A 25,848-nucleotide genomic window follows, 5' to 3' on the forward strand; every position below is an offset into this window, starting at 1 on the left:
TTCGAACCGACTTTTATTTACGGTTCAACAAAGGTGAACTTATGATTTCAAAAAAATATTTTGATAATGTAGGACTCGGCTCCATTCTGGAGAAAGTTCTGGCTGGTGACAGACTCTCTATAGAAGATGGTCACACCCTTTATGATTGCGCGGATTTGACAGCACTGGGTGCTCTTGCATCAATAGTCAGACGCAGAATGCATGGAAACAAAACTTTCTATGTTCTCAATCGCCATATCAACTATACAAACATTTGTATTAACGGCTGTAAGTTCTGTGCTTACGCCCGTGAACGCGGCGAGGAAGGATCATTCCAGCTCTCTAAAGAAGATATCCTTGAAAAGTTACGTAGCGCGCCAGTTGCTCCGCGTGAAATTCATGTGGTCGGAGGCTGCCACCCCGACATCCCTCTTTCATTTTTTGAAGATACTTTCACTGCGATTAAAAAAGAATTTCCACAGGCAACATTAAAATGTTTCACAGCAGTGGAAATTGCCCATCTTGCAAAAATAGACGGAATTTCTACAATCGAAACACTTGAAAGACTGCGTGCTGTCGGAGTTGAAATGCTTCCCGGTGGAGGCGCTGAAATTTTCGAACCTGAAACACGCAATAAAATATGTCCCAAAAAGATAGACGGTGACAGTTGGCTTAAAATTCATGGGGAAGCTCATTCTCTGGGATACACTACTAACTGCACAATGCTTTTCGGGCATGTCGAATCAATAGAAAACCGCCTCGATCACCTCGACCAACTCCGCAAGCAACAGGATGCCACTGGCGGTTTCAATTGTTTCATCCCGCTTCCGTTTCTTACTGAAAACAGCAAACTGAAAATTGACAACCCGCTGACCGGAATCGACGAACTGAAAACAATCGCCATAAGCAGATTGATGCTGGACAACATCCCGCACATAAAAGCCTACTGGGTGATGCTCACTGTTAAACAGGCTCAGGTTGCTCTTCATTATGGAGCTGATGATTTTGACGGAACAGTTGTCGAAGAAAAAATCGGGCATATGGCCGGAGCAACATCAGAGCAAGTTCTGGGCAGAAAAGAATTAGAAGAAATGATTATCGGCTGCGGTTTTACCCCGGTTGAACGCGATGCTGCTTTTAATGAAATTTCCTGAGTTAAAAGGATATTTAATATGACAAATCTTACTCAAAGTCCGGCTGAAGTACTCGAAATCGGAGCTAAAGTTTCAGCGGGTGAACGCATAAATTTTGATGAAGCAATGACGCTGCTTGAAAAAGCGGACTTATTCGATTTAGCCAGCTTAGCGAATCAAATCAGAATGGCTAAACATCCTGATCTGAATGTCACCTACGTTGTTGATAGAAATATAAACTACTCAAATATTTGCTCATGCGGTTGCAAATTTTGCGCATTTTACGTGGCCCCCGGTCAAGATGGCGGTTTTGTCATCAGTAGAGAAGAGCTCGCACAAAAACTTCAGGAAACTGTTGATCTTGGCGGCACACAAATTCTCATGCAGGGTGGACATAATCCGGACTTGCCTCTTACTTATTACGAAGACATGCTCCGGTTTATAAAAGATAATTATCCGATTCATATACATGCATTCTCACCTCCTGAAATAGTTTATTTCAGTGAACTTGAAGGTATTTCTGTAAAAGAAGTACTTAGGAGACTCATTGACGCTGGACTTGCTTCCATTCCCGGCGGCGGAGCGGAAATACTTGTAGACGAAGTGAGAAGCAGAATTGCACCCAACAAGTGCACAACCGAACAATGGCTTGGCGTGATGGAAACAGCCCATAACATGGGAATCAGAACCACTGCGACCATGATGTTCGGACACGAGGAACAACCTGCTGACAGGATAAAGCATCTTTTAGCCCTTCGTGAAGTACAGGATCGCACCAGCGGATTTACAGCTTTTATTCCTTGGACTTTCCAGCCCGACAATACAAATATTCCAAATGCCCGCAGAATGACCAGCGTTGAATATCTACGCTTGTTAGCTGTCTCTAGAATTGTGCTCGATAACTTTGACAACGTGCAGGTATCGTGGGTCACAATGGGACCTAAAATTTCTCAGCTTGCATTGAGTTATGGTGGCAACGATTTCGGATCAACGATGATTGAAGAAAATGTTGTCAAAGCAGCAGGAGTAAGTTTCAGACTGTCCGAAAATGAAATAGCTGATCTTATAACAAAAGCCGGGTTCATTCCAAAGCAGCGAAGCATGGATTACACATTGATGGAGAGCCGTAATGTTTGAAGAAATTAAGGTCGGCAGGATTTCATATTTAAATGTACTGCCAATCTATTACCCACTTGAATCCAAGTTGATTGAAAATAATTTTAATTTTTTCTATGGACCTCCTGCGCAACTTAATAAGCTGATGGCGGAAGGATTGCTTCATATTTCATCAACATCTTCAATTGAGTATTTACGCCACGCTGAACAGTATGAACTTGTTCCCGACATCGCAATAGGAAGTTGCGGGCCAGTACAATCCGTTTTGCTAATCAGCCGCAAGCCCATTGCAGAGATGAAAGGATGTAAAATTCTAGTTAGTTCGCAGACTCATACCTCGGCAGCCCTGCTTGAAATTTTATTGACTGAGTATATTCCTGTAAATCCCCAATATGAAACAGGCAATGCAACAGAACTTCTTGAGGCAGGAGAAAGACCCGAGGCTATCCTTGCAATCGGCGATGAAGCTCTAAACCTTCGCCATCACGAAGACTATCCTTACAAATTGGATCTGGGTGAAGCTTGGCGGGAATGGACCGGACTGCCCTTTATTTTCGGAGTCTGGCTTGTTCGTAAAGATGTGGCTGATAAACCAGAGATAAAAGAGGCCGTCCGCACTTTAATAAAGGGTAAAGAATGGGGACAGTCTAATATTGACCGCATGTCAGAAATTACAGCAGAAAAAAGTATTCTTTCGCCTGATGAAATGAAGTCTTACTTTGAAGGACTTGTCTATAATTTGAAGGAAAAAGAAATTGAAGGTCTTAAAGTTTTCGCAAAATATTTGCAAAAAAAAGGACAAATCTCACAAGTTCCTGAACTTAATTTTATTAAAATATAATAAAAACTAAAAGAGCCGGAGATGTTAAACAACACTCCGGCTCTTTTTTATTGACCAAGTTCTATTTGAAGTCGAAAGAATTGCTCTTAACATGCTCAATGAAATAACGAACGGCAGGGAAAAACTCTCTCCCTTTAAGATGAGCGAGATAAAAACTGCGCTCAAGATTAAGTGGAAGATCGCTAATATGTACCAATTCACCTGAGTCTATCAAAGACTGAGCGGCTAGACGTGATGTAACACTAATACCAAGTCCCGCTTTAACACATTGTACCACAGCCTGAGTGGACTCAACCCATACAGTTACATTCAGGTCGCGAACATTCGTACCTAGCTCAGCAAGACCCTGTTCAAGAGCTTTACGAGTTCCAGATCCACCTTCGCGCATAACCCAAGGTAACTCGGCCAATTGCTGGATATCTACGATACCTTCATAATTCTTAACGAGAACCGGCGGCGCAACAATTACCAGCTCATCTCTCATGATAGGAATAAACTCTACGTTCGGAGAATCGCTGGTAGCTCCGACAATGCCGAGAATCAAATCCCCGGAGCGGATCTTCTGTAAAATTTCGGAAGTATCGCCAACCGACATATGAACTCGTACATCTGGAAATCTTTTACAATAATCATACAAAATTCCAGGCAGAAGATAATGCGAAGGAATCGTACTCCCGCCGATATCTAAATCACCTACAACTTTATCACGAAGTAAATTTATCTCAGAATGAGCTTTCCCGATTAATTCATAAATATCTTTGGCGTTTCGATAAAGCACCTCTCCGGCCTGAGTTGACATAATAGATCTGCCGAGTCTGTCAAAGAGCTGCACTCCTAACTCTTCTTCAAGAGTAGAAATATGCGCACTGATAGTAGGCTGCGAAAGATAAAGCTCTCGTCCCGCTTTAGAAAAACTTTTCAATTCGTAAACTTTACAAAAAGCTTCCAGTCTTCGTAAGTCCATCCCAATACCTCGCATCAGAAATATCTATACATTCGATTAAAAAAAAGGGGCGGAATTAATTCCGCCCCTTTTAAAGTAGCATAATTTATGCTTCCTGAGTTTCCTCAGCAGGAGTCTCAGTCGCCGCAGCTACAGGAGCTTCAGCACGTTTTGTAAGTTCGATGATCACCATAGGAGCGCAATCGCCCTTACGTGGTTCAGCGAGCTTGATAATACGGGTGTAACCACCGCCTCCGCCGATAAAGCGGGGGCCGATTTCATCAAAAAGCCTCTGTACGAGACCATGGTTCTCGAGAGTCTTGTAAGCAAGACGTCTTGAGTGAAGGTCATCACGAAGAGCTAGAGTTATCAGCTTGTCAGCAAAACTTCTCAGTTCTTTCGCCTTTGGCTCGGTGGTACGGATATGTTCGTAAGTCAACAGAGAGCGGACCATGTTACGGAACATGGCTTTTCTATGAGAAGCTGTTCTGTTGAGCTTTCTTCCGGATTTATTATGCCTCATTTTTCTCTTTCCTCTTCAGCCATTCCTGATGCTTTTTGTCGAAATCCTCTAAGGGCATCCCGAACTTAAGTTCCATACTGTCAAGAACTCTACGGATTTCATCAAGAGACTTACGTCCAAAGTTCTTGGTCTTAAGCATGGCCTGTTCTGTACGCTGTACAAGTTCACCAACAATACGAATGTTAGCAGCCTTGAGACAGTTAGTCGCACGAACGGACAATTCAAGTTCATCGATACTTTTGAACAGATTCGGGTTCAGGTCGAGGTCGCTTTCCTTAGACTCTTCTTGTTCAGAGCCCATTTCATCAAAATTGATGAAGACGGAGAGCTGCTCCTTAAGAATTTTGGCGCTATAAGCGACAGCATCTTCAGGAGTGACGGAACCATCGGTAAAGACTTCAAGTACGAGCTTGTCGTAGTTGGTCATTTGTCCGACACGAGCCTGCTCTACACTGTAAGCAACCTTACGGATAGGAGAGAAGCTTGAATCAGTCTGAATGTGACCAATTTCGTTTACAAAACCCTCATGCATATCGGCAGGAACGTATCCCTTACCCATACGGATCTCGAAAGTCATATCGAGTACCATTTTCTCAGAGAGAGTCGCAATAGTCTGCTCAGGATTGAGGACTTTGACGTTCTGGTTTTCCTGAATATCAGCTGCGGTGACGACACCCTGCTTATTAACCGCAAGGGTTAAGAACTGGGGTTCATCAGTAGTCATTGCGAATCTAATCTGTTTGATGTTCAGCACGACTTCAGTGACATCTTCCATCACACCTTCAATGGTGGTGAATTCGTGCTGGACGCCTTCGATCTTAACAGCAACCACAGCTGCTCCCTGCATAGAAGACAGGAGTACCCGTCGAAGGGAGTTACCTATGGTTGTGCCAAATCCACGCTCCAAGGGTTCACAAATGAACTTGCCATATAGCTCGTTGGACTTGGAATCGCGCACGAGCTGTTCCGGCTTGACAAGCTCGGCCCAGTTGCGTGTGTTGATGAGTTTGTCACCGTCTTGAATAAGCATGCACTAATCCTTCTTATTTGGAGTACAGCTCGACAATCAGCTGTTCGTTGATAGGGAACTGTATGTCTTCCCTAGTCGGCATCGCTTTTACTTCACCCTTAAAGGCTGCACCGTCGGACTGGAGCCATTCAGGACATCCACGACGAGCAATAACTTCTTGAGCTTCGAGAATTACCGGAATTTTACGGGATTCTTCGCGAACTTCAATAACATCACCGGGCTTTACCTGCATGGAAGGAATGTCTACACGCCTTCCATTTTTATTGAAGATGCCGTGTCTAACAAGCTGGCGAGCCTGATTGCGAGAGTTGGCAAATCCCAAACGGTAAATAGTGTTGTCAAGGCGACTTTCAAGAATAATGAGAAGATTCGCACCGGTTACACCCTTCATGGAATCAGCGCGCTTAAAATAACCGCGGAACTGACCTTCAAGGATACCGTACATGCGACGCACTTTCTGCTTCTCACGAAGCTGAATTGCGTAGTCACTCATTTTCTTTCTCATGCGTCCAGCAATACCAGGCGCATAGGGACGACGTTCATATGAACACTTATCAGTAAAGCAGCGGTCGCCTTTGATGAAGAGCTTTTCGCCTTCTCTGCGGCAGAGTCTGCATTTTGCTTTTGTATATCTAGCCAAGGTTTTTCTCCTGCGAACGTTAGACCCTGCGGCGCTTCGGCGGACGACAGCCGTTGTGCGGTATGGGCGTGATATCGCGAATGAAGTTAACCTTCATACCGATGTTACCGATGGCGCGCATAGCAGCCTCACGACCGGAACCGGGGCCTTTTACAAAGATTCCCACGGTACGCATACCCTGGTCTTGAGCTTTTCTAGCGGCGGTTTCTGCAGCAATCTGTGCAGCAAAAGGAGTAGATTTTCTAGATCCTTTAAAACCGGATGCGCCGGAAGTAGCCCAACTGATTACGTTACCTTTTAAATCAGTGAAGGTAATTATAGTATTATTGAATGTTGCTTTAACGTGAGCGAGGCCCACAGGAACATTCTTTTTTTCTTTTTTCTTGCCGGAACGGCGAGGTCTAGCCATACCATTCTCTCCAGATGAGTTGAATTTATACCAGCAGAACGAAGACCTGATAAAGCCGGGTCCCAAAACTGCGGATTGGTCTTATTTACTTCTTCTTCCTACTCATTACTGAGCGACGTGGACCCTTACGAGTCCTTGCGTTGGTTTTGGAGCTCTGACCGCGTACGGGCAGTCCGCGACGATGGCGGAGTCCACGGTAACTACCGATGTCCATCAAGCGCTTAATATCAGCAACTTGATTGCGACGGAGGTCACCTTCAACTTTATAGTTATCTTCAAGTTCTTTACGAATGGTGTTGACTTGATCACCACTAAGGTCATCAGTTTTCAACATCCAGTCGATACCAGCGGTATCAAGAATCTTGAGTGCGGTAGTGCGACCTACACCAAAGATGTAAGTCAACGCAATATCCAAACGCTTATTTTTCGGAAGGTCTACTCCAGCGATACGAGCCACAGTTATACCTCTCTATCCTTGACGCTGTTTGTGTCTTGGGTTTTCACATATCACCCGAAGAACACCTTTGCGTCTGATTACTTTGCATTTGGGACAAATCTTCTTAACAGATGGTCTTACTTTCATGACCGTCTCCAAATAATGCAGTTTAACAGTTTAACCAATCGGGAGCTAGCCGACTGTGGGCCAATGATGTCTCAAAACCACCCGGCTAAAAGGCAGTTGAGTCCATGCTTAAGTCTTCCGTTGCCACGAAAATTCAAAAAAAAGATTTATACAGAACTATTCTACAAAAATCAAGCCCTGACAGGAAATTATCTAAAATTAAGACAGGCTCAATATAATCGGGCCATCTGATGTAATGGCAATTGTGTGCTCAAAATGGGCGGACAGCTTCCTGTCCTTAGTAACAGCTGTCCACTTATCAGATAGAACTTCTACCTCATATGTACCAGCTGTAACCATCGGTTCGATGGCTATAACCATTCCAGTTCTGAGATTCACACCAGGTAATCCGGCAGGAACAAAATTCGGAACCTCGGGCTTCTCATGCAAATTACGGCCAATGCCGTGCCCAACGAACCTTCGAACAATTCCATATCCAAATGACTCTGCATATTCTTGAATCGCACGGGAAACATCATAAAGATTATTCCCGGGATGCGCTTGTTCAATCCCTTTCATAAGCGACTCACGAGTCACGTCAAGTAACATCTGAGTGGTAGCAGGAACTGAACCTACGGGATAAGTGCGTGCAGAGTCTCCGTAAAAACCTTTGTACACAACACCCATATCAATGCTGACGATATCGCCTTCATTAAGGATTCGCTCGTTGGATGGAAACCCATGAACAATTTCCTCATTGACGGAACAACACAAAGCAAAAGGAAAACCGTGATACCCCTTAAAGGCGGGTACTACCCCAAAATTTTCACAAGCTTTATCAGCAATTTCCTCGAGTGCCATAGTACTGATACCTGGCCTAACTGCTTCGCTTAACATATCGAGAATTGTAGAAACAAGACGATTGGCCTCACGCATGAGGCCAATCTCTTTTTCATTTTTGAGGTATATCCCTCTATACTTCTTCAAAACTACTACCTGCCCTTAACCTTGCTTCCTTTGCCCATGAGTCCGTCATATTGACGTGAAATCAAGTAAGATTCTATCTTGCCCATGAAATCCATGGACACACCTACTACGATCAACAGTGCGGTTCCTCCGAAATAGAAAGGAACATTGAACTGAGATATTAACAACATGGGAAGTACGCAGATCGCGGCAACATACAAGGAACCCCAAAGAGTAATCCTTGCAAGAACTCGGTCGATGTACTCGCGAGTTTTTGTGCCCGGGCGGATACCAGGAATAAAGCCACCCTGTTTCTGAATATTTTCTGCAATTCCTTTAGGATCAAAGATGATCGCTGTATAGAAGTAGCAGAAAAAGATGATCAGGGAGATGAATATAAGGTTATAAATTATGGAGTCCGGCGTAAAATGCGCGGACATCTTTGACAGCCACTCGTTATTAGAGAAACTAGCCAAAGTGGTAGGAAAGAGCAGAATACTTGAAGCAAAGATAGGAGGAATAACACCGGCAGTGTTAATTCTAAGAGGCAAATGTGTAGTCTGCCCTCCCATCATTTTTCGTCCCATCATACGCTTAGCGTAATGAATCGGTATTCTACGCTGCCCTCGTTCCATAAACACGATAAAAGCTAAAATCGCGATCATGAATGCTAAGATAAAAATAAGCAGAAAGAGAGTAATCTCTCCAGCCTGCATCAATCTAACGGTATTAAAAATAGCAGATGGAAGACCTGCTACGATACCAGCAAAAATGATCATTGAAATACCGTTCCCAATACCGCGGTCGGTCATTTGTTCACCGAGCCACATCAAGAAAACGGTTCCAGCTGTTAAAGTGAGAATGGTTATTAAGCGGAAGGTCCATCCAGCATAAAGGACAACAGGCGCACCAGTAGGACTGACCATACTTTCCAGTCCCATGGCTATTCCAAACCCCTGCACTATCGTAATGAGTACAGTGGCGTACCTGGTATACTGGGTAATCTTCTTGCGTCCCTGAGCCCCTTCCTGACTAAGTCTTTTAAGGTCCGGACTTACTACATTAAGAAGTTGGATGATAATAGACGCGGAGATATAGGGCATGATGCCTAACGCGAATATAGACAGATTACGCAACCCGCCACCGGAGAACATGTCAAAAAGGCCGAAGAGAGTGTTAGAAACACTCTCAAAAAAGTCGGCCAATGCAGCGCTGTCTACACCGGGAACCGGGATATGAATCCCGGCCCGGTAGACAGCCAGAAGAAGAAAAGTCCAAAGGATTTTTTTCTTCAGTTCCGGCAGTCGGGAAAGATTGTCAACTCCAGCAGTTGCCACAATTATCCTTCCAGAGCTGTGGCCGTTCCGCCGGCCTTGGTGATTTTTTCAGTTGCAGACGCGCTGAAACGGTGTGCTTCGATAGTTATCGCTGCACTGACTTCACCCATTCCAAGAACTTTTACGAGAGCTGTCTTTTTGCAAAGACCACGATCATAAATATCCTGAAGAGTGATTTCAGTTTTACCTTCAAAGGCTCCAAGAATTGCTCCAATATTCAAAGCAACATATTCCTCACGGAAAGGATTCTTGAAACCGCGTTTAGGCAAGCGGCGAGCTAGAGGCATCTGTCCACCTTCGAACCAGGCAGGGACACCACCGCCAGAACGTGCGTTCTGACCTTTATGACCTTTTCCTGAGGTTCCCCCCATTCCAGATCCACCACCGCGACCTACGCGTTTGCGATTTTTGCGTTCCTCAGGGAACGGATATAATTCATGCAGCCTCATGATTCTGTTACCTCCACAAGGTGCGAAACTTTATTGATCATGCCTCGAATAACGAGGTTATCTTCAAAGCTTTTCTCTTGCCTGATCTTACGCAATCCCATAGCCACAAGAGTCTTGCGCTGTTTAGGATTGCAACCGATCTTGCTGCGAATAAGTTTAACTTTAAGCATTTCAGTACTCCTACTTTCTGGGAGTCACAACTTTCTTCCCGCGAAGCAGAGAAACTTCATCTGCGCTACGCAGAGAAGCAAGCCCGGCGATAGTCGCGCGAAGTACATTATGCGGATTATTGGTGCCGATAGCCTTAGTAAGGATATCATGAACGCCTACAACTTCAAGCACCGCACGGACAGGACCACCGGCAATAATTCCGGTACCCTTTGAAGCGGGTTTAAGCATAACACGTCCGGCACCATAACGGCCCAGAACTTCATAAGGAAGAGTTCCGTCGAGAAGAGGTACGGAAATCATGTCTTTCCGTGCTCTTTCTGAAGCTTTTCTAATAGCTTCAGGAACTTCGTTAGCCTTACCAAGTCCAAAACCGACTTGACCTTTACCGTCACCTACCACAACCAGGGCGCTGAAGGAGAACCTTCTACCGCCCTTTACCACTTTAGCGACTCGGTTGAGATAAACGATTTTTTCAATCAGACCCAGATCATTCTGTTCCATGGAGATTCCCATAAGTTTAGAATTTCAGGCCACCCTCACGAGCGCCGTCTGCAAGGGCCTTGACCCTGCCGTGATAGATATATCCGCCGCGGTCGAAAACGACCTTGTCGATATTCAATTCCTTAGCCTTGGCAGCAATATCCTTACCAACAGCTTCAGCGGTCTTGCAGGTGAGCTTCACAGCATTGTCACCCTTAACAAGAGCGCAAGAAGAGGAAGCGGTCACGGTTTTGCCAATCAGATCATCTACGAGCTGAGCGTAGATGTACTTGTTTGAACGGAAAACAACAAGACGAGGACGCGAAGCAGTACCACTAATCTTTTTACGGATACGTACTTTTTTACGACGTCTTGCCTGTTCTTTAGTCATTTTCATGGCTGTACCCTATTTTTTACCGGACTTACCGGCTTTACGTCTGATCTGTTCATCAATGTATTTAATACCTTTGCCTTTGTAAGGCTCAGGTGGACGTACACGACGAACTTGTGCGGCAACTTCACCAACGAGTTGTTTATCAATCCCGTTGACGGTAAGCTTGCTACCTTCTGCTTTGGCTTCTATGCCAGCAGGAAGCGGGAACTGTACAGGGTGAGAATATCCTACGTTAAGTATGATGTTCTTGCCCTGAACGGACACCTTATAACCGACACCTACGACTTCCAATGTTTTGGAGTAGCCTTTAGAGACTCCTTCAATACAATTGAAAAGAAGTGTGCGATGCAGGCCGTGTTGTGCACATTCCTGGCGAGTTTCGCCAGACCTCATTACCTCTACCACACCGTCAGCTACTTTATAGCTGACCATGGGGTGTATAGGAGTAGAAATCGATCCTTTAGGACCTTTGACGGAAACTGCTTCAGCTCCGACAGTAACTTCTACACCAGAAGGTATATCAATAGGTTTTTTTCCAATTCTGGACATCTTAAACCCTCTCTACCAGATTTCGCACAAGAGCTCGCCACCGACATTCAAGTCTTTCGCCTTGACTCCGTCAACTACGCCCTTTGAAGTGGAAAGTATGCAAATCCCGAGTCCATTAAGGACACTGGGAATATCTTCAACGCCTACAAATACGCGCCTTCCGGGTGTGCTGATTTTTTTCATACCGCTAATAAGCGATTTTCCATCAACATACTTAAGTGTCACGGTAATATCTTTGTCTTCAGTAGTGAAGTCAACGATATAACCTTCATCCTTAAGGATTCCGGCGATTGCGGTTTTAATTTTTGACCCGGGAATGAACACGGACTTATGGTAAGCACCGTGCGCATTACGAATGCGGGTCAGCATATCGGCGATTGGATCGACAACAGGCATTTCAAACTCCTTATATTACCAGCTGGCTTTACGCACGCCGGGAAGTTCACCCGCGAGGGCCTTTTCCCTGAAACAAATACGGCATACGCCATATTTCCGCAGGAATGCACGTGGACGTCCGCATATGGGACATCTATTATAACCGCGCACCTTGAACTTAGGCTTACGTCTAGCCTTAACTTTTAACGCTGTTCTGGCCACACCGACCTCCTATTTCTTGAAGGGCATACCAAGAAGCTCTAGGAGCATCTTGCCTTCTTTGTCAGTTTTAGCGGAGGTGACGATAGTCACATTCATCCCTTTGGTAAGCTCGATCTGATCAAGCCGAATTTCAGGAAATATGGTTAATTCCTTGATTCCCAGAGTGAAGTTACCGCGTCCGTCGAATCCTTTGTCAGGAATTCCGCGGAAGTCACGTACGCGCGGGAGCGCAAAACTAACGAGTTTATCAAGAAAATCCCACATGTAATCCCTGCGAAGGGTCACACGGGCGCCTACTGGCATACCCTCACGCAGCTTAAATGCTGCAATGGATTTCTTGGCTCTGGTGACAACTGCTTTCTGACCTGCAAGAGCAGTAAGTTCAGATACAGCACCGTCAATGAGCTTTGCGTTCTGGCTTGCTTCGCCGAGTCCAATGTTAAGAGATATAGCCTTTATGCAAGGAATCTCCATTGAACTCTTGTACCCGAATTCTTTGTTAAGAACCGAGGCGACCTTGTCCGTATATATTTTTTCGAGACGTGTCATCGCAAGACCCTAGTCGATGATTTCGTTACATTTTTTACAAAAACGGACATTAATTCCGTCATTGGTCTCACGAACTCCAACTCTGGTTGCTTTTGTGCACGATGGGCACACAACCTGAATGTTGGAGATGTGAAGAGGGGCTTCTTTCTCAACAATACCGCCGGGCTGATTAGCATACGGATTAGGCTTAGTATGCCTAGAAACCGTATTAACCTGCTCTACAAGGACTGTGTCCTTTTTGCGGTTGATCTTTATGACCTTGCCGATCTTCCCCTTATCCTTGCCGGCGATGACCATTACCTTGTCATCAACATGTATCTTGTTCATGCCGTATAACCTTCTCTCGTGATAAGGATTTTAAAGAACCTCAGGAGCAAGAGAAACTATTTTCATGAAGCCGCTTGACCTCAATTCTCTTGCTACGGGACCGAAAATACGAGTCCCTACTGGTTCCATTGAGCTGTTCAGAAGAACGGCAGAGTTATTGTCAAACTTGATGTAAGACCCGTCAGGACGACCAATTTCTTTCTTGGTGCGTACTACGACTGCTTTCATTACAGAGCCCTTCTTCACTTTGGAATGGGGCATAGCTTCCTTAATGGAAACCACAATAATGTCTCCGACACTTGCGTAACGTCTCTTTGAGCCCCCAAGGACTTTTATACAAAGAACCTTTTTGGCGCCGGAGTTATCTGCTACGTCTAGTCTGGATTCTGTCTGAATCATGGCGTATACCCCTAAACTGCTTTTTCCAGAATTTTATCCAAATGCCACCTTTTGCGCCGGCTAAGGGGACGGAATTCTACAATCTGTACTTTATCGCCAATAACGCATTCATTAGCAGGATCATGTGCCATGAATTTGGTGTGACGACGAATGAATTTTTTATACAAGGGGTGTTTAACGAGAGTCTCAACACGGACGACAATAGTCTTGTCACCCTTATCGCTGACGACTTTACCGCTAAGCACACGCCTGTTTCCTTTTAAATTAAGCTCTGCCATGGCTTATGCTCCCAGTTCCTTTTCACGCTGAAGTGTCTGAATCTTGGCGATGTCTTTTTTGACTTCGACTAGTCTCTGGGTATTTTCCAACTGAGCAGTTGCGTGCTTGAAGCGGAGATTAAAAAGCTCCAGTCTAGAAGCAGTAAGTTTCTCAGTTAGAGCAGCAGTATCGAGTTCACGTAGTTCTTTAGTCTTCATTTTACAAACCCTCCTTAACTACAATAGTAGTCTTGACAGAAAGCTTGTGAGATGCACGAACTAGGGCTTCTTTAGCGAGCGCAAGGTCTACACCTTTTACTTCGTAAAGAATGCGTCCTGGTTTGACTGGTGCGCACCAACCAACTACGGAACCTTTACCTTTACCCTGTCTGACTTCAGCAGGCTTGGCAGTAACTGGCACATCAGGAAAAATCCTGATCCAGACTTGTCCACCACGTTTAATGTGTCGCATAATAGCGATACGTGCGGCTTCAATCTGGTTGTTACTCAGTTTTCCGTGCTCCAAAGTCTTAATGGCGATATCACCAAATGCGATTGTGGAACCACGCTGAGCTTTACCCTTGTTACGACCTTTCTGGCGTTTACGGAATTTCATTTTTTTAGGTGAAAGCATTACTGTTTCACCTCGTGGTCAAGAATTTCTCCTTTAAAGATCCAGACCTTAACGCCGATGACACCGTAAGTGGTACTTGCTCTCGCAACACCATAATCAATGTCAGCTCTAAGGGTCTGAAGAGGAACGCGGCCATCGCGGTACCATTCAGTACGAGCGATTTCAGCACCGGCCAAACGACCAGCACATGCAACCTTGATTCCCTCTGCTCCAAATTTGCGAGCAAGACCTACAGTACGTTTCATCGCACGACGGAAAGCTACACGGCGTTCGAGTTGCTGAGCAATATTCTCTGCAACGAGCTGCGCGTCTGTTTCTGGACGGCGAATTTCACTTACTTCAAGGGCGAATTCTTTATTATATTTTTGACGAAGATCATTGCGGAGTTTTTCGATTTCAACACCTTTACGACCGATAACAATACCGGGACGAGCAGTGTGAATGATGAGACGAATTTTGCCACCGGCACGTTCGATCTCGATCTTCGCTACGCCTGCATGAAAGATCTTCTCTTTAACATATTTACGAATGCTGTCGTCTTCACAGACGAAAGCGGGGTAGTCCTTTTTGCTGAACCACCTGGAAAGCCAGTTCTTGGTATAACCAAGCCTGAACCCGTATGGATGTACTTTCTGACCCATGACACTACCCTACGATTCTTTTACTACGACGGTTATATGGCTCGTACGCTTCAGAATTCTGAACGCACGTCCCATAGCCCTGGGCTGAATCCTCTTCCAAGTAGGACCTTCGTCAATTTTGACGACGGATACTCGGAGAGTGTCAACATCCACTCCGGGAATCTGCTCTGCATTAGCAACAGCAGAATATAGCACTTTACTGAGCATTTCGGCACCCTTTTTGGGTGTGAACTTCAGTATGTTGAGAGCTTCCTCAACAGGCTTCCCTTTGATGTTTTCCGCTACCAAGCGCACTTTCTGTGCAGAAATGCGCATATATTTTGCAATAGCTCTAGCTTCCATTGCTTAACCCTTCTAGCGTTTGGCTTTGCTTTTCTTGTCTGCCGCATGTCCATAATAAGTACGAGTAGGTGAAAACTCACCCAACTTGTGTCCTACCATGTTTTCTGTGACGAAGACAGGAATAAACTTACGGCCATTGTGAACTGCGAAGGTCAGTCCCACCATTTCTGGAATGATGGTTGAACGTCTGGACCAGGTCTGAATTACCTTGCGGTCTCCAGAGTCCTGAGCCTTTACGACCTTTTTAAGCAGATGATCGTCTATAAACGGGCCTTTTTTCAGTGATCTTGGCATTACAGTCTCCTACTTCTGCCCGCGGCGTTTAACGATGAGCTTGGAAGAAGGTTTCTTCTTACTACGTGTTTTGTATCCCTTAGCAGGCATACCCCACGGAGAGCAAGGGTGTCTACCACCGGAGCTACGACCTTCACCACCACCGAGTGGATGGTCAACAGGGTTCATAGCAACACCCCTGACTTTAGGTCTACGACCGAGCCAGCGATTACGTCCTGCTTTACCTATAGTGATCTTTTCGTGCTGGATATTTCCAACCTGACCAATGGTAGCACAACATGTTGCGAGAACCTTGCGGACTTCACCGGAAGGCATACGCATAAGAGCATATTTGCCTTCTTTAGCCACAAGCTGAGCGTAAGTACCGGCAGCGCGACAAAACTGTCCGCCCTTACCGGGATGCAATTCTATATTATGAACGATAGTACCAACAGGGATATTCTTAAGAAGGAGAGCATTACCGGGTTTGATATCGGCTTTTTCTCCTGCAATAATTTTATCACCCTGGTTGAGACCAACCGGAGCGAGAATATAGCGTTTGTCACCGTCTGCGTAATTAAGCAGAGCGATGCGAGCACTTCTGTTGGGATCGTATTCTATTGAAGCAACAGTTGCTGGGACTTCAACTTTATTACGCTTGAAGTCGATGATACGGTAAAGACGCTTAGTACCACCGCCACGATGACGTGAGGTAACTCTACCGTTATTGTTTCTACCAGCCTTTTTGGTCAACCCTTTAGTAAGAGCCTTTTCCGGTGTAGACTTAGTGATCTCATCAAATGTTGAGATCGTCTGGAACCGGCGACCAGGTGAGGTTGGTTTCAGTTTACGAGTAGCCATCTCTTAAACTCCCTCGAAGAATTCGATTTTTTCGCCCGCAAAAAGCTTAACATAAGCTTTTTTATAGCCGGACTGCTTACCGACAACGCGACCGAACTTTCTGCGAAGACCGGGTCTTTTCCTAATAACACGAACGGAATCGACTTTAACATCAAAAGCGCTTTCAACAGCTTTTTTGATTTCAACCTTATTGGCAGAAGGTAGCACATAAAAAGTGACTTGATTAGAAGTCTCTTTAATGTCGGTAGCCTTTTCCGAAATGACCGGTTTGATAAGAATCTGAGTATAGTCCATGACTATTTTAACCTCTCCTGCAGATCCTGTGCTGCATTCTCAAGCATAACAACCTGACGATGACGCAAAATGTCATAAACATTTATCTGGTCAGCGGAGATCATCTTGATGCCTGGGATATTCCTCGCAGAAAGGAGGAGTTTATTATCAGCATCCTTGACAATAATCAAGGCCTTGTAAAGTCCGAGAGTTTCTGCAACTTGAGCGAAAAGCTTAGTTTTAATCTCGGGAAGGTCGATATCCTTAATAATCATCAGCTGTTCTTCGCTGAATCTTGAAGTAAGAGCCATCTTGAGAGCAAGACGACGGACCTTTTTATTAACCTTGAAGGAGTAGTCTCTAGGCTGTGGACCGAAAGTCACACCACCACCCCGCCAAAGCGGAGAACGGGTGGAACCGGCACGTGCACGTCCTGTTCCTTTCTGACGCCAAGGTTTGGCGCCGCCGCCGCGTTTCATAGCACGAGTTTTCGTGGCATGAGTTCCGCTACGCTTTGCAGCGAGCTGAGCGCGGACAACAAGGTTCAGGATTTCGGGCTTGACCGGAACTTCAAATACTTCCGGAGCAAGATCCATGCTCCCTACTTCCTTTTTCGTTTGATCGTATATAGTAATGGTAGCCATGTTTTTTCCCTCTAGCTGGTCTTGCGGATCATCACCAATCCGTTCTTGGCTCCAGGAACTTGTCCCTTAACCACGAGAACGTTTTCCTCGGTGCGAACGTCAACGATCTCAATGTTGGAAACAGTGACGCGCTCGTTACCCATCTGACCGGGCATTTTTTTACCCTTAAAGACTTTACCAGGGAAAGTAGCGTGGCCGATTGAACCAGGTGAACGATGAACTTTTTCAACACCGTGAGATGCTTTCATACCTTTAAAGTTCCAACGTTTCATTACGCCCTGGAAACCTTTACCTTTAGATGTGCCGGTTACTTTAACCTTTTCACCTGGAGTAAAGATGTCAACAGAGATTTCCTGGCCAAGTTCATAATCAGCTACAGACTCAAGCGGGAATTCGCGCAGATGGCGGAAATAGCCTTTGCCGGCTTTATCCTGATGTCCCTTAGAGGGTTTGTTCACCTTGCGCTCGGGCAGTGAGTCGTATCCGATCTGGATGGCGTTATAGCCTTCCTTCTCTTTAGTCTTAACCTGAATGACAGGGCATGGTCCAATTTCGAGAACTGTGACTGGTACAATGCTACCATCGTCAGAGAACACGCGGGTCATGCCCAATTTTTTACCGAGTAGTCCGATAGTTTTTGCCATGTTGCCCCCCCCTATAGCTTAATTTCGACGTCGACGCCTGCGGGCAGGCTAAGCTTGCCTAGCGCATCAACTGTCTGCTGGGTGGGTTCAAGGATATCAAGCAGACGCTTGTGAATCCGCATCTCAAACTGCTCACGAGACTTTTTGTCTACGTGCACAGATTTCTGCACTGTTGTGCGGTGAATCTGTGTAGGCAATGGGATGGGACCTGCGATAGCTGCGCCGGTATTGCGGGCAGTATCCACAATCTCAGTTACAGCCTTATCAAGGATACGGTAATCGTAAGCCTTGAGCTTGATACGAATTCGATCATTAGTCATAGAAACCATAATAATACTCCTGAATAGATTCAGAGACGGCTAGCTTGCAACGGCTGAAAGGCTTGTGAGGTTCCTCTCATTGCCTGGTATGGTCGTCCAGCCAGCATGCCGGACCTTATACCTTATCTCCGTGGTTTCACGGGCGACTCCCGTAAAAAATAAAGAGCCTCCCAAACACTGTGGGTTCGGGAGGCTTACTGCTTTTCAGCTGTCGCTGTCAAGTAAAAACTAGGATAAACTTATTTTTATCTTAGTTTTTATTGATCAACTCTTCTGCAATACTTGCTGGAACCGGCTCGTAATGATCGAACTGCATGGAGAATGTTGCACGTCCCTGAGTCTTGGAGCGAAGGTCGGTTGCGTAACCAAACATCTCACTAAGAGGGACATCACATTTAATGACCTGTGCGTTAGCACGGCCTTCCATGTTGCTGACCTTACCACGACGACCGTTAAGGTCACCCATGACATCACCAAGGTAATCATCAGGGGTAACGACTTCAACAGCCATGATAGGCTCGAGAAGCTGTGGACCAGCCTTCTTAACTGCGTCTTTGAGAGCCATTGAACCGGCAATGTAGAAAGCCTGCTCAGAGGAGTCAACGTCATGATAAGAACCGTAGGTCAGTGTTGCTTTGATATCAACTAAGGGGAATCCTGCGATTACACCGTTTTTCATGGCGTCATGAATACCACGGTCAACTGCTGGAATGTATTCTTTAGGAATAATTCCGCCCTTAATTTCATCAACAAACTCGTATTCTTTCTCTGGGTTAGGCTCAATGGTAACGACAACATGTCCGTACTGACCACGACCACCAGACTGTTTAGCATATTTAAGGTTTGACTCAACCTGCTTAGTAATGGTTTCACGATATGAAACCCTTGGTGCTCCAACGTTAGCATTAACATTGAATTCACGAAGCAGACGGTCAACGATGATTTCAAGATGAAGTTCACCCATACCAGCAATAAGAGTCTGCCCTGTTTCTTCGTCACCTTTGACGCGGAAAGAAGGATCTTCTTTTGCAAGCTTAGCAAGACCAGCACTAAGGAGGTCTCTATCAGCTTTGGTTTTAGGCTCAATTGCAACTTCAATAACTGGTTCTGGAATATCAAGAGATTCCAAAACTACAGCTTTTTTCAGTTCTGCAAGAGTATCACCGGTAGCCATAGACTTAAGTCCAACAGCAGCGACGATATCCCCTGCAAACGCTTCCTTAATTTCTTCACGCTTGTTAGCATGCATCTTAAGAAGACGACCAATACGTTCCTTTTTACCGCTGGCAGCATTGATGTATGTATCACCACTAGCCATTTTACCGGAGTAAAGACGAAGGAATGTAAGATGACCGACAAAGGGGTCTGTCATCAGTTTGAATGAAAGAGCTGCAAGCGGCTTGTCAATGTCACAAGGACATTCAATGCTTTCGCCATTGTCCGGATCAATCCCTACCATTGCAGGAATATCAAGAGGAGAAGGAAGATAATCAATAACAGCATCAAGCAGTGGCTGTACACCTTTGTTCTTAAATGCGGTACCGCACAGAACAGGGCATATTTTCAAGCTGATTGTAGCTGCACGGATACCCTTGATAATTTCTTCAGGGGTAAGCTCGTCACCACCGAGGTACTTATCAAGAAGTTCTTCATTCTCTTCTGCTATAGCTTCGATCATTTCAAGACGCATTGACTCGTACTGATCAACCATATCGGCTGGAATGTCTTCTACGCTGTAATCCTTACCCATTGTATCATCATGATATGTGTAAGCTTTACCAGTTACAAGACAGACTGATCCGAGATATTTATCTTCATTGCCGATTGGGATCTGAAGCGGTACTGCTTTAGCACCGAGACGATCACGCAGCATATCAACACAACGGAAGAAATCTGCTCCAGTACGGTCCATTTTATTAATGAAAGCGATACGTGGAACATTATATCTATCAGCCTGACGCCATACGGTTTCAGACTGAGGCTCAACGCCTGCAACAGCATCAAATACTGCTACAGCTCCATCGAGCACACGCAGAGCACGTTCAACTTCCATTGTGAAGTCAACGTGACCTGGTGTATCAATAATATTAATACGGTAATCTTTCCAGAAACATGTGGTAGCAGCACTAGTGATAGTGATGCCGCGCTCTTGTTCCTGAACCATCCAGTCCATGGTGGCTTCGCCGTCATGAACTTCGCCTATTTTGTGTGAAACACCGGTATAGTATAATATGCGTTCAGTAGTGGTAGTTTTACCCGCATCAATGTGGGCCATAATACCAATATTACGCTGTTTATCACTTGTAACCTTCTTAGACACGATAAACTCCGATTACCAACGGTAATGAGCAAAAGCCTTGTTGGCTTCAGCCATGCGATGAACGTCTTCTTTCTTCTTAACAGCACCACCACGCTTGTTATAAGCGTCGAGGAATTCACCACTAAGACGAGCGACCATACCTTTCTCACCTCTGGAACGTGCCTGATTTATCAGCCACCTGATAGCCAAAGAACCCTGACGTTCAGGACGGACTTCAACTGGAACCTGATAAGTTGCACCACCGACACGGCGTGATTTAACTTCCGCGTGAGGTTTAACATTTTCAATTGCTTTTTCAAAAGCTTTGATTGGATCTTCCTGGGTTTTTTCACCTAGGAATGCAAGAGCTTCATAAAATATTTTTTCAGAAACACTCTTCTTGCCGTCGAACATGAGTCTATTCATGAACTTAGTTGCAAGCTGACTACCATAAACTGGGTCAGGAAGAATTTGTCTCTTGGGTACTGGACCTTTACGAGGCATATTAATACTCCTTAGAATAAAAACTATTTAGGACGTTTAGCGCCGTACTTAGAACGACCCTTACGACGATCTGCGACACCAGCGGTATCGAGTGATCCGCGAACAATATGGTAACGAACACCAGGTAAATCTTTTACTCTACCACCGCGGATTAGTACCACGGAATGTTCCTGAAGGTTATGACCTTCACCACCAATGTAAGCGGTTACTTCGATGCTATTAGTCAAACGCACACGTGCGACTTTACGCAGTGCGGAGTTAGGCTTTTTAGGGGTGGTTGTATACACTCTAGTGCATACTCCACGACGCTGGGGGCAAGCTTGAAGAGCAGGAGTCTTCTTACGCTTAAGCTGCTTTTCACGCCCTTTTCTAATGAGCTGATTAATGGTTGGCATGAACCCTCCAAATTTATTTCGTTATGCAAAGACCGACGCAGTTAGACTAAATTTTCGAGATTTGTCAAGAACAAATCCAATCTAAATATGAATTCAGATTAGAATCAGGCTGCAACGACCTGTTCTAAAATCATGTTTAACTGCGTACTGGCGCTAGCATTATCTTTCATTAATGAGCAACGGCTCGTCTTCTAATTCCTCAAGAAACTTATCGGCACGTTCCGGCTGATCAGGAACGATCACTGCAGTCTGCGCATATCTACGGAAGCCGGTTCCGGCAGGAATCAAGCGACCGACGATTACGTTCTCTTTCAAGCCGCGCAGATAATCTTTCTTGCCGCGCAGGGATGACTCGGTAAGAACCTTTGTCGTCTCCTGGAATGATGCAGCAGAAATAAATGACGCAGTTGAAAGTGAAGCTTGAGTAATTCCGAGAACATGAGTCTGAGCTGTAGCAGGCTTAAGCCCGTTTTTGACAGCTTCCTCATTTTTCTCCATAAACCGCTGCTTATCCACCTGTTCTGCAACAAGAAAGTGAGTTTCACCGGGATCAACGATGGAAACTTTCTTGAGCATCTGACGGACAATAACTTCGATATGCTTATCGTTAATTCCAACACCCTGGAAGCGGTAAACGTCCTGAATTTCTTCCACCAGAAAGCGTGCGAGATATTTTTCGCCCTTAACTTTCAAGATGTCATGAAGTTCCGGAAGTCCTTCAGTCATCAAATCACCAGCTTCAACGAAGTCTCCTTCCTGAGCAGTAATATGACGTCCTTTTGGTACCAAGTATTCCTTGGTAACTCCAACTTCAGGTGTAACAATGATTTTGCGCTTGCCTTTGGATTCGGGTCCGTAGGAGACCACACCATCAATCTCCGTAATGATTCCAAGTTCCTTTGGTTTGCGCACTTCAAACAGCTCCGCAACTCTAGGAAGACCACCAACAATATCTTTGGTCTTCGAAGTTTCGCGAAGTTTACGTGCAATAATTTCACCACCGGTGACTGTGTCACCGTCTTTTACCATCAAAAGAGCACCTACAGGAAGAGGATAAGTAGCTTTTAAGGTTGACCCTGGACGAGTCAAAGGCTCTCCATCTTCGCCGCAAATAGACATTGACGGTTTGAAGTTCGTGGTACGGTATTCAGTAATCGTATATGTTGCCCTGTTAGTGGCTTCATCAATCCTTTCCTGGAATGTTTTACCTTCAACTAAGTCGGTAAATTTAACCGTACCTGCAACATCAGTGATGAACGGTTCTGCAAGCGGATCCCATTCGGCCAAGACCGTATTATGGGTAACTTCCTGCCCGTCCTCCACGTAAAGTTTAGCACCCAGAGGCAGAACGTATTTTTCACGTTCTCTACCCTGCTCATCCACAATAGCAACCTGGCAACTCTTACCAAGGACCATTTGATGTCCTTCGACATTGCGAACTGAGCGCATACGGTTAAGTACTACTGAACCGTTATGCTGAGCTTCAAAAGATGACTGCTGAATCTCACGACTAGCCGTACCACCGATATGGAAGGTACGCATTGTGAGCTGAGTTCCCGGCTCACCGATTGACTGTGCTGCGATAATACCGACAGTTTCACCAACGTTAACGATATGTCCTCTTGCAAGGTCACGACCGTAACACATAGCGCATACACCCTGCTTGCTTCTGCAAGTCAGTGGTGAACGAACGATCATCGAGTTGATGCCGTTATCATCAATAAGTTTCGCAAAGCGTTCATCAATTAAAGTATTAGCAGGAACTAAAATTTCATCAGTTCCTTCCTTGGTTATGGGATGGATTGTCACACGACCAAGTACTTTTTCGGAGAGGCGTTCTTTTATTTCTCCGCCCTTGATGTAATGAGTAAGTTCAAGACCGTCAACTGTTCTACAATCATTTTCAGCAACAGTAACGTCCTGAACAACATCAACCAGACGACGAGTAAGATAACCGGAGTTTGCAGTTTTAAGTGCAGTATCCGCGAGACCTTTACGAGCACCATGAGTGGAAATAAAGTACTGAAGAACCGAAAGACCTTCACGGAATGAAGAAGTAATCGGTGTTTCAATAATTTCTCCAGAAGGCTTGGCCATCAGACCACGCATACCTGCAAGCTGTCTCATCTGGTCCTGGTTACCTCTTGCACCTGAGTGAGCCATCATAAAGACAGGGTTGAAACTGGAGTTAGACTCCTGTTTTCCTGTCACTGGATCAGTCAGAATATCAGCAGACATTTCAAGAGTCATTTCACTTGAAACATCATTAGTAACTTTCGTCCAAACGTCGACTACCTTGTTGTACTTTTCAGTACGGGTAATGATACCTTCACGGTACTGAGCTTCAATATTTTCAACTTCGATATAAGCATCTTCAAGCAGACCGGCTTTCTTTTTAGGAATTGTGAGGTCTTTAACGCCGATAGTAATAGCGGCTCTTGTTGCGTGCTCATAACCAAGGTCTTTAAGTCTATCACAAAGAATAACTGTCGCCTTACTACCCGCTGTGCGGTAAGCATCGGAAACGAGGCGTGCAATATTCTTCTTGGTCATAACCATGTTAACCTGATCATAGCTCATGCCTTCAGGAACCAGTTCACCAACAAGAATACGACCACAAGTAGTATCTACAAGTTTGCCGTCAATTCTTACTTTAACGCGAGCATGCAGGCTTACAACTTCGGCATCAAGGGCAGTAATAACTTCCCAAGGACCGGCGAAGATCATGCCTTCACCTTTGGCAAAAGAACGATCAACAGTTAGATAATAGAGTCCAAGAACGATATCCTGACTCGGGTTGATGATCGGCTGTCCATTCGCAGGCGAAAGGATATTATTTGAAGACATCATCAAAACACGGCACTCAATCTGTGCTTCAACAGAAAGAGGTACGTGAACAGCCATCTGGTCACCGTCAAAGTCAGCGTTATATGCAGAACATACAAGCGGGTGAAGCTGAATAGCTTTACCTTCGATCAAAGTCGGTTCAAAAGACTGAATACCGAGTCTATGCAAAGTAGGAGCACGGTTAAGCATAATAGGATATTCACGAACAACGTCGTCAAGAATATCCCATACAACCAAATCTTCACGCTCTACCATTTTCTTTGCACTTTTGATGGTAGTTGCAATTTCTCTGCGTTCAAGCTCTGCATAAATAAACGGCTTGAAAAGTTCCAAAGCCATCTTCTTAGGAAGACCACACTGATGCAGTTTGAGCTTAGGCCCAACAACAATAACAGAACGACCAGAATAGTCGACACGTTTACCAAGAAGGTTCTGACGGAAACGTCCCTGCTTACCCTTAATCATATCAGACAAGGATTTCAGAGGACGACCATTAGTTCCGGTAATTGCGCGGCCACGGCGTCCGTTATCAAAGAGAGCATCAACAGATTCCTGAAGCATCCTTTTTTCATTACGGATGATAATATCAGGAGCCCCGAGCTCAATCAGTCTTTTAAGACGATTATTTCTATTAATAACACGACGATAAAGATCATTAAGATCAGAAGTTGCAAAACGTCCACCGTCAAGAGGAACAAGAGGACGAAGTTCTGGAGGAATGACCGGAATTACATCCATGATCATCCACTGACAATTATTGCCAGACTCAAGGAAGGCTTCAACGATTTTAAGGCGTTTAGTAAGCTTCTTTTTCTTGGTCTGCGAACGTGTTGTCAGAGATTCTTCGCGCAACTCAGTCCGGAGAGTAAGCATATCAATTTCTGCAAGCAGACCCTTGATTGTCTCAGCTCCCATTCCGACTTTGATGGCATCTTCACCGTAATGATCTATAACCTGAAAGTACTGGTCTTCAGAAATAATCTGATGTGCCTTAAGAGGTGTCTCACCCGGCTCAAGGACTATATATGAATCAAAATATAGAACTTTCTCAAGATCAGCCATAGTAATATCTAAAAGCGTGCCGATCTTAGAAGGAAGTGTTTTAAGGAACCAGATGTGAGCAACAGGGGCAGCAAGTTCAATATGCCCCATACGTTCACGTCTAACCTTGGAAGCAATAACTTCAACACCGCATTTTTCGCAGACAATGCCGCGATGCTTCATGCGCTTATACTTACCGCAGTTACACTCGTAGTCCTTAACAGGTCCGAAAATTTTAGCACAAAAGAGTCCATCTCTTTCAGGCTTAAAAGTTCTATAGTTAATTGTCTCGGGCTTCTTAACTTCACCGAAAGACCATTCTCTGATCTTTTCAGGAGAAGCAATGGAAATCTGAATTCCTTTGAGGCCACGCCCTGCGTCGCCTGCGCCGGATGTTCTACGCATAGTGAACAATTCGTCCAGACTCATTAATATACCCCTTTCGTGAAAAGGTTTATCTAGTCGCGGGGCCTTGCGGC

The 25,848-nt window shown here is 45.1% G+C and carries 37 protein-coding genes; 3 read left to right on the plus strand and 34 right to left on the minus strand.

Annotated elements, in window-relative coordinates:
• Positions 1–41 precede the first annotated feature (41 nt).
• The 3 genes from mqnE to BLT41_RS06830 are packed head-to-tail and all read left to right on the plus strand — an operon-like array spanning position 42 to position 3,069.
• Positions 42–1,133, plus strand: a complete 1,092-nt coding sequence (gene mqnE, locus BLT41_RS06820) for an aminofutalosine synthase MqnE (RefSeq protein WP_170830330.1) — start codon at positions 42–44, stop codon at positions 1,131–1,133.
• 18 nt (positions 1,134–1,151) lie between these two features.
• Positions 1,152–2,249, plus strand: coding sequence for a cyclic dehypoxanthinyl futalosine synthase (gene mqnC, locus BLT41_RS06825; protein ID WP_092159569.1), 1,098 nt, complete (start codon positions 1,152–1,154; stop codon positions 2,247–2,249).
• Positions 2,242–3,069, plus strand: a complete 828-nt coding sequence (locus tag BLT41_RS06830; RefSeq protein WP_092159570.1) for a menaquinone biosynthesis protein — start codon at positions 2,242–2,244, stop codon at positions 3,067–3,069. Before mqnC ends, BLT41_RS06830 begins: the two co-directional genes overlap by 8 nt.
• Before the next feature lie 61 nt (positions 3,070–3,130).
• Here BLT41_RS06830 and BLT41_RS06835 read toward each other — a convergent pair whose 3' ends face one another.
• The 34 genes from BLT41_RS06835 to rpoC all read right to left on the minus strand — a co-directional run bounded on the left by BLT41_RS06835 (position 3,131) and on the right by rpoC (position 25,798).
• Entirely contained in the window at positions 3,131–4,033 is a 903-nt protein-coding gene (locus BLT41_RS06835; RefSeq protein WP_092159571.1) for a selenium metabolism-associated LysR family transcriptional regulator, read from the minus strand.
• A gap of 85 nt (positions 4,034–4,118) precedes the next feature.
• A complete protein-coding gene (gene rplQ, locus BLT41_RS06840; protein WP_092159573.1) occupies positions 4,119–4,535 on the minus strand; it encodes a 50S ribosomal protein L17 in 417 nt (138 codons plus the stop codon).
• Entirely contained in the window at positions 4,525–5,565 is a 1,041-nt protein-coding gene (locus BLT41_RS06845; RefSeq protein WP_092159579.1) for a DNA-directed RNA polymerase subunit alpha, read from the minus strand. The genes rplQ and BLT41_RS06845 overlap by 11 nt, the downstream gene beginning before the upstream one ends.
• A gap of 13 nt (positions 5,566–5,578) precedes the next feature.
• On the minus strand, positions 5,579–6,205 hold the full coding sequence (gene rpsD, locus BLT41_RS06850; protein WP_092159581.1) for a 30S ribosomal protein S4: 627 nt from the start codon (positions 6,203–6,205) through the stop codon (positions 5,579–5,581).
• 19 nt (positions 6,206–6,224) lie between these two features.
• The gene (rpsK, locus tag BLT41_RS06855; protein WP_092159587.1) at positions 6,225–6,614 is read right to left on the minus strand and encodes a 30S ribosomal protein S11; all 390 of its coding nucleotides are present in this window, start codon (positions 6,612–6,614) and stop codon (positions 6,225–6,227) included.
• An 85-nt stretch (positions 6,615–6,699) separates the two neighbouring features.
• Entirely contained in the window at positions 6,700–7,071 is a 372-nt protein-coding gene (rpsM, locus tag BLT41_RS06860) for a 30S ribosomal protein S13 (protein WP_092159589.1), read from the minus strand.
• 12 nt (positions 7,072–7,083) lie between these two features.
• On the minus strand, positions 7,084–7,197 hold the full coding sequence (gene rpmJ, locus BLT41_RS06865; protein WP_005027799.1) for a 50S ribosomal protein L36: 114 nt from the start codon (positions 7,195–7,197) through the stop codon (positions 7,084–7,086).
• Positions 7,198–7,395: 198 nt separating this feature from the next.
• On the minus strand, positions 7,396–8,163 hold the full coding sequence (gene map, locus BLT41_RS06870; RefSeq protein WP_092159591.1) for a type I methionyl aminopeptidase: 768 nt from the start codon (positions 8,161–8,163) through the stop codon (positions 7,396–7,398).
• Positions 8,164–8,168: 5 nt separating this feature from the next.
• Positions 8,169–9,479 (minus strand): preprotein translocase subunit SecY, encoded by a 1,311-nt coding sequence (gene secY / locus BLT41_RS06875; protein WP_092159594.1) that lies wholly within the window; start codon positions 9,477–9,479, stop codon positions 8,169–8,171.
• A 2-nt stretch (positions 9,480–9,481) separates the two neighbouring features.
• Entirely contained in the window at positions 9,482–9,928 is a 447-nt protein-coding gene (rplO, locus tag BLT41_RS06880) for a 50S ribosomal protein L15 (RefSeq protein WP_092159596.1), read from the minus strand.
• The gene (gene rpmD, locus BLT41_RS06885) at positions 9,925–10,098 is read right to left on the minus strand and encodes a 50S ribosomal protein L30 (protein ID WP_092159600.1); all 174 of its coding nucleotides are present in this window, start codon (positions 10,096–10,098) and stop codon (positions 9,925–9,927) included. Before rpmD ends, rplO begins: the two co-directional genes overlap by 4 nt.
• 10 nt (positions 10,099–10,108) lie before the next feature.
• The gene (gene rpsE, locus BLT41_RS06890; RefSeq protein ID WP_092160357.1) at positions 10,109–10,600 is read right to left on the minus strand and encodes a 30S ribosomal protein S5; all 492 of its coding nucleotides are present in this window, start codon (positions 10,598–10,600) and stop codon (positions 10,109–10,111) included.
• Between the two features lie 16 nt (positions 10,601–10,616).
• The gene (gene rplR, locus BLT41_RS06895) at positions 10,617–10,976 is read right to left on the minus strand and encodes a 50S ribosomal protein L18 (protein WP_092159602.1); all 360 of its coding nucleotides are present in this window, start codon (positions 10,974–10,976) and stop codon (positions 10,617–10,619) included.
• A gap of 9 nt (positions 10,977–10,985) precedes the next feature.
• Entirely contained in the window at positions 10,986–11,522 is a 537-nt protein-coding gene (gene rplF, locus BLT41_RS06900; RefSeq protein ID WP_092159604.1) for a 50S ribosomal protein L6, read from the minus strand.
• 12 nt (positions 11,523–11,534) lie between these two features.
• Positions 11,535–11,918 (minus strand): 30S ribosomal protein S8, encoded by a 384-nt coding sequence (rpsH, locus tag BLT41_RS06905; protein WP_092159606.1) that lies wholly within the window; start codon positions 11,916–11,918, stop codon positions 11,535–11,537.
• 15 nt (positions 11,919–11,933) lie between these two features.
• Positions 11,934–12,119: a type Z 30S ribosomal protein S14 gene (locus tag BLT41_RS06910; protein ID WP_084153995.1), complete on the minus strand. Its 186-nt coding sequence runs from the start codon at positions 12,117–12,119 to the stop codon at positions 11,934–11,936.
• Between the two features lie 9 nt (positions 12,120–12,128).
• Positions 12,129–12,668 carry a 50S ribosomal protein L5 gene (rplE, locus tag BLT41_RS06915; protein WP_092159608.1) on the minus strand — a complete coding sequence of 180 codons (540 nt, stop codon included), beginning with the start codon at positions 12,666–12,668 and terminating at the stop codon, positions 12,129–12,131.
• Positions 12,669–12,677: 9 nt separating this feature from the next.
• Positions 12,678–12,995 (minus strand): 50S ribosomal protein L24, encoded by a 318-nt coding sequence (gene rplX / locus BLT41_RS06920; protein WP_092159610.1) that lies wholly within the window; start codon positions 12,993–12,995, stop codon positions 12,678–12,680.
• Between the two features lie 30 nt (positions 12,996–13,025).
• Entirely contained in the window at positions 13,026–13,394 is a 369-nt protein-coding gene (gene rplN / locus BLT41_RS06925; protein ID WP_092159611.1) for a 50S ribosomal protein L14, read from the minus strand.
• An 11-nt stretch (positions 13,395–13,405) separates the two neighbouring features.
• A complete protein-coding gene (gene rpsQ, locus BLT41_RS06930; protein WP_031479671.1) occupies positions 13,406–13,672 on the minus strand; it encodes a 30S ribosomal protein S17 in 267 nt (88 codons plus the stop codon).
• 3 nt (positions 13,673–13,675) lie between these two features.
• A complete protein-coding gene (gene rpmC, locus BLT41_RS06935) occupies positions 13,676–13,870 on the minus strand; it encodes a 50S ribosomal protein L29 (RefSeq protein ID WP_092159612.1) in 195 nt (64 codons plus the stop codon).
• A gap of 1 nt (position 13,871) precedes the next feature.
• Positions 13,872–14,285, minus strand: coding sequence for a 50S ribosomal protein L16 (gene rplP / locus BLT41_RS06940; protein WP_092159613.1), 414 nt, complete (start codon positions 14,283–14,285; stop codon positions 13,872–13,874).
• Complete coding sequence (gene rpsC, locus BLT41_RS06945) at positions 14,285–14,926, minus strand: 30S ribosomal protein S3 (RefSeq protein WP_092159614.1); 642 nt, start codon at positions 14,924–14,926, stop codon at positions 14,285–14,287. The genes rplP and rpsC overlap by 1 nt, the downstream gene beginning before the upstream one ends.
• 9 nt (positions 14,927–14,935) lie before the next feature.
• Positions 14,936–15,268 carry a 50S ribosomal protein L22 gene (gene rplV / locus BLT41_RS06950; RefSeq protein WP_092159615.1) on the minus strand — a complete coding sequence of 111 codons (333 nt, stop codon included), beginning with the start codon at positions 15,266–15,268 and terminating at the stop codon, positions 14,936–14,938.
• 12 nt (positions 15,269–15,280) lie between these two features.
• Positions 15,281–15,562, minus strand: coding sequence for a 30S ribosomal protein S19 (rpsS, locus tag BLT41_RS06955; RefSeq protein ID WP_015337856.1), 282 nt, complete (start codon positions 15,560–15,562; stop codon positions 15,281–15,283).
• 9 nt (positions 15,563–15,571) lie between these two features.
• On the minus strand, positions 15,572–16,402 hold the full coding sequence (rplB, locus tag BLT41_RS06960) for a 50S ribosomal protein L2 (RefSeq protein ID WP_092159616.1): 831 nt from the start codon (positions 16,400–16,402) through the stop codon (positions 15,572–15,574).
• A gap of 3 nt (positions 16,403–16,405) precedes the next feature.
• On the minus strand, positions 16,406–16,696 hold the full coding sequence (gene rplW, locus BLT41_RS06965) for a 50S ribosomal protein L23 (RefSeq protein WP_092159617.1): 291 nt from the start codon (positions 16,694–16,696) through the stop codon (positions 16,406–16,408).
• A gap of 2 nt (positions 16,697–16,698) precedes the next feature.
• The gene (gene rplD / locus BLT41_RS06970; RefSeq protein WP_092159619.1) at positions 16,699–17,319 is read right to left on the minus strand and encodes a 50S ribosomal protein L4; all 621 of its coding nucleotides are present in this window, start codon (positions 17,317–17,319) and stop codon (positions 16,699–16,701) included.
• Between the two features lie 11 nt (positions 17,320–17,330).
• Positions 17,331–17,963: a 50S ribosomal protein L3 gene (gene rplC, locus BLT41_RS06975; RefSeq protein WP_092159620.1), complete on the minus strand. Its 633-nt coding sequence runs from the start codon at positions 17,961–17,963 to the stop codon at positions 17,331–17,333.
• An 11-nt stretch (positions 17,964–17,974) separates the two neighbouring features.
• On the minus strand, positions 17,975–18,292 hold the full coding sequence (gene rpsJ / locus BLT41_RS06980; RefSeq protein ID WP_085100847.1) for a 30S ribosomal protein S10: 318 nt from the start codon (positions 18,290–18,292) through the stop codon (positions 17,975–17,977).
• Between the two features lie 241 nt (positions 18,293–18,533).
• Positions 18,534–20,603: an elongation factor G gene (gene fusA, locus BLT41_RS06985; RefSeq protein ID WP_092159621.1), complete on the minus strand. Its 2,070-nt coding sequence runs from the start codon at positions 20,601–20,603 to the stop codon at positions 18,534–18,536.
• Between the two features lie 12 nt (positions 20,604–20,615).
• On the minus strand, positions 20,616–21,086 hold the full coding sequence (gene rpsG, locus BLT41_RS06990) for a 30S ribosomal protein S7 (RefSeq protein ID WP_092159622.1): 471 nt from the start codon (positions 21,084–21,086) through the stop codon (positions 20,616–20,618).
• Positions 21,087–21,109: 23 nt separating this feature from the next.
• Entirely contained in the window at positions 21,110–21,481 is a 372-nt protein-coding gene (rpsL, locus tag BLT41_RS06995) for a 30S ribosomal protein S12 (RefSeq protein ID WP_085100839.1), read from the minus strand.
• Between the two features lie 159 nt (positions 21,482–21,640).
• Positions 21,641–25,798, minus strand: coding sequence for a DNA-directed RNA polymerase subunit beta' (rpoC, locus tag BLT41_RS07000; protein ID WP_092159623.1), 4,158 nt, complete (start codon positions 25,796–25,798; stop codon positions 21,641–21,643).
• Positions 25,799–25,848: the final 50 nt, after the last annotated feature.

The sequence above is a fragment of the Maridesulfovibrio ferrireducens genome (assembly GCF_900101105.1).
Lineage (GTDB): Bacteria > Desulfobacterota > Desulfovibrionia > Desulfovibrionales > Desulfovibrionaceae > Maridesulfovibrio > Maridesulfovibrio ferrireducens.

Excerpts from the sequence above, each read along its gene's own strand:
- mqnE (WP_170830330.1), top strand. The coding sequence starts at position 42 with ATGATTTCAAAAAAATATTTTGATAATGTAGGACTCGGCTCCATTCTG.
- mqnC (WP_092159569.1), top strand. The coding sequence starts at position 1,152 with ATGACAAATCTTACTCAAAGTCCGGCTGAAGTACTCGAAATCGGAGCT.
- BLT41_RS06830 (WP_092159570.1), top strand. The coding sequence starts at position 2,242 with ATGTTTGAAGAAATTAAGGTCGGCAGGATTTCATATTTAAATGTACTG.
- BLT41_RS06835 (WP_092159571.1), bottom strand. The coding sequence starts at position 4,033 with ATGGACTTACGAAGACTGGAAGCTTTTTGTAAAGTTTACGAATTGAAA.
- rplQ (WP_092159573.1), bottom strand. The coding sequence starts at position 4,535 with ATGAGGCATAATAAATCCGGAAGAAAGCTCAACAGAACAGCTTCTCAT.
- BLT41_RS06845 (WP_092159579.1), bottom strand. The coding sequence starts at position 5,565 with ATGCTTATTCAAGACGGTGACAAACTCATCAACACACGCAACTGGGCC.
- rpsK (WP_092159587.1), bottom strand. The coding sequence starts at position 6,614 with ATGGCTAGACCTCGCCGTTCCGGCAAGAAAAAAGAAAAAAAGAATGTT.
- rpmJ (WP_005027799.1), bottom strand. The coding sequence starts at position 7,197 with ATGAAAGTAAGACCATCTGTTAAGAAGATTTGTCCCAAATGCAAAGTA.
- rplO (WP_092159596.1), bottom strand. The coding sequence starts at position 9,928 with ATGAGGCTGCATGAATTATATCCGTTCCCTGAGGAACGCAAAAATCGC.
- rpmD (WP_092159600.1), bottom strand. The coding sequence starts at position 10,098 with ATGCTTAAAGTTAAACTTATTCGCAGCAAGATCGGTTGCAATCCTAAA.
- rpsE (WP_092160357.1), bottom strand. The coding sequence starts at position 10,600 with ATGGAACAGAATGATCTGGGTCTGATTGAAAAAATCGTTTATCTCAAC.
- rplR (WP_092159602.1), bottom strand. The coding sequence starts at position 10,976 with ATGAAAATGACTAAAGAACAGGCAAGACGTCGTAAAAAAGTACGTATC.
- rplF (WP_092159604.1), bottom strand. The coding sequence starts at position 11,522 with ATGTCCAGAATTGGAAAAAAACCTATTGATATACCTTCTGGTGTAGAA.
- rpsH (WP_092159606.1), bottom strand. The coding sequence starts at position 11,918 with ATGCCTGTTGTCGATCCAATCGCCGATATGCTGACCCGCATTCGTAAT.
- rplE (WP_092159608.1), bottom strand. The coding sequence starts at position 12,668 with ATGACACGTCTCGAAAAAATATATACGGACAAGGTCGCCTCGGTTCTT.
- rplX (WP_092159610.1), bottom strand. The coding sequence starts at position 12,995 with ATGAACAAGATACATGTTGATGACAAGGTAATGGTCATCGCCGGCAAG.
- rplN (WP_092159611.1), bottom strand. The coding sequence starts at position 13,394 with ATGATTCAGACAGAATCCAGACTAGACGTAGCAGATAACTCCGGCGCC.
- rpsQ (WP_031479671.1), bottom strand. The coding sequence starts at position 13,672 with ATGGCAGAGCTTAATTTAAAAGGAAACAGGCGTGTGCTTAGCGGTAAA.
- rpmC (WP_092159612.1), bottom strand. The coding sequence starts at position 13,870 with ATGAAGACTAAAGAACTACGTGAACTCGATACTGCTGCTCTAACTGAG.
- rplP (WP_092159613.1), bottom strand. The coding sequence starts at position 14,285 with ATGCTTTCACCTAAAAAAATGAAATTCCGTAAACGCCAGAAAGGTCGT.
- rpsC (WP_092159614.1), bottom strand. The coding sequence starts at position 14,926 with ATGGGTCAGAAAGTACATCCATACGGGTTCAGGCTTGGTTATACCAAG.
- rplV (WP_092159615.1), bottom strand. The coding sequence starts at position 15,268 with ATGGAAGCTAGAGCTATTGCAAAATATATGCGCATTTCTGCACAGAAA.
- rpsS (WP_015337856.1), bottom strand. The coding sequence starts at position 15,562 with ATGCCAAGATCACTGAAAAAAGGCCCGTTTATAGACGATCATCTGCTT.
- rplB (WP_092159616.1), bottom strand. The coding sequence starts at position 16,402 with ATGGCTACTCGTAAACTGAAACCAACCTCACCTGGTCGCCGGTTCCAG.
- rplW (WP_092159617.1), bottom strand. The coding sequence starts at position 16,696 with ATGGACTATACTCAGATTCTTATCAAACCGGTCATTTCGGAAAAGGCT.
- rplD (WP_092159619.1), bottom strand. The coding sequence starts at position 17,319 with ATGGCTACCATTACTATATACGATCAAACGAAAAAGGAAGTAGGGAGC.
- rplC (WP_092159620.1), bottom strand. The coding sequence starts at position 17,963 with ATGGCAAAAACTATCGGACTACTCGGTAAAAAATTGGGCATGACCCGC.
- rpsJ (WP_085100847.1), bottom strand. The coding sequence starts at position 18,292 with ATGGTTTCTATGACTAATGATCGAATTCGTATCAAGCTCAAGGCTTAC.
- rpsG (WP_092159622.1), bottom strand. The coding sequence starts at position 21,086 with ATGCCTCGTAAAGGTCCAGTACCCAAGAGACAAATTCTTCCTGACCCA.
- rpsL (WP_085100839.1), bottom strand. The coding sequence starts at position 21,481 with ATGCCAACCATTAATCAGCTCATTAGAAAAGGGCGTGAAAAGCAGCTT.
- rpoC (WP_092159623.1), bottom strand. The coding sequence starts at position 25,798 with ATGAGTCTGGACGAATTGTTCACTATGCGTAGAACATCCGGCGCAGGC.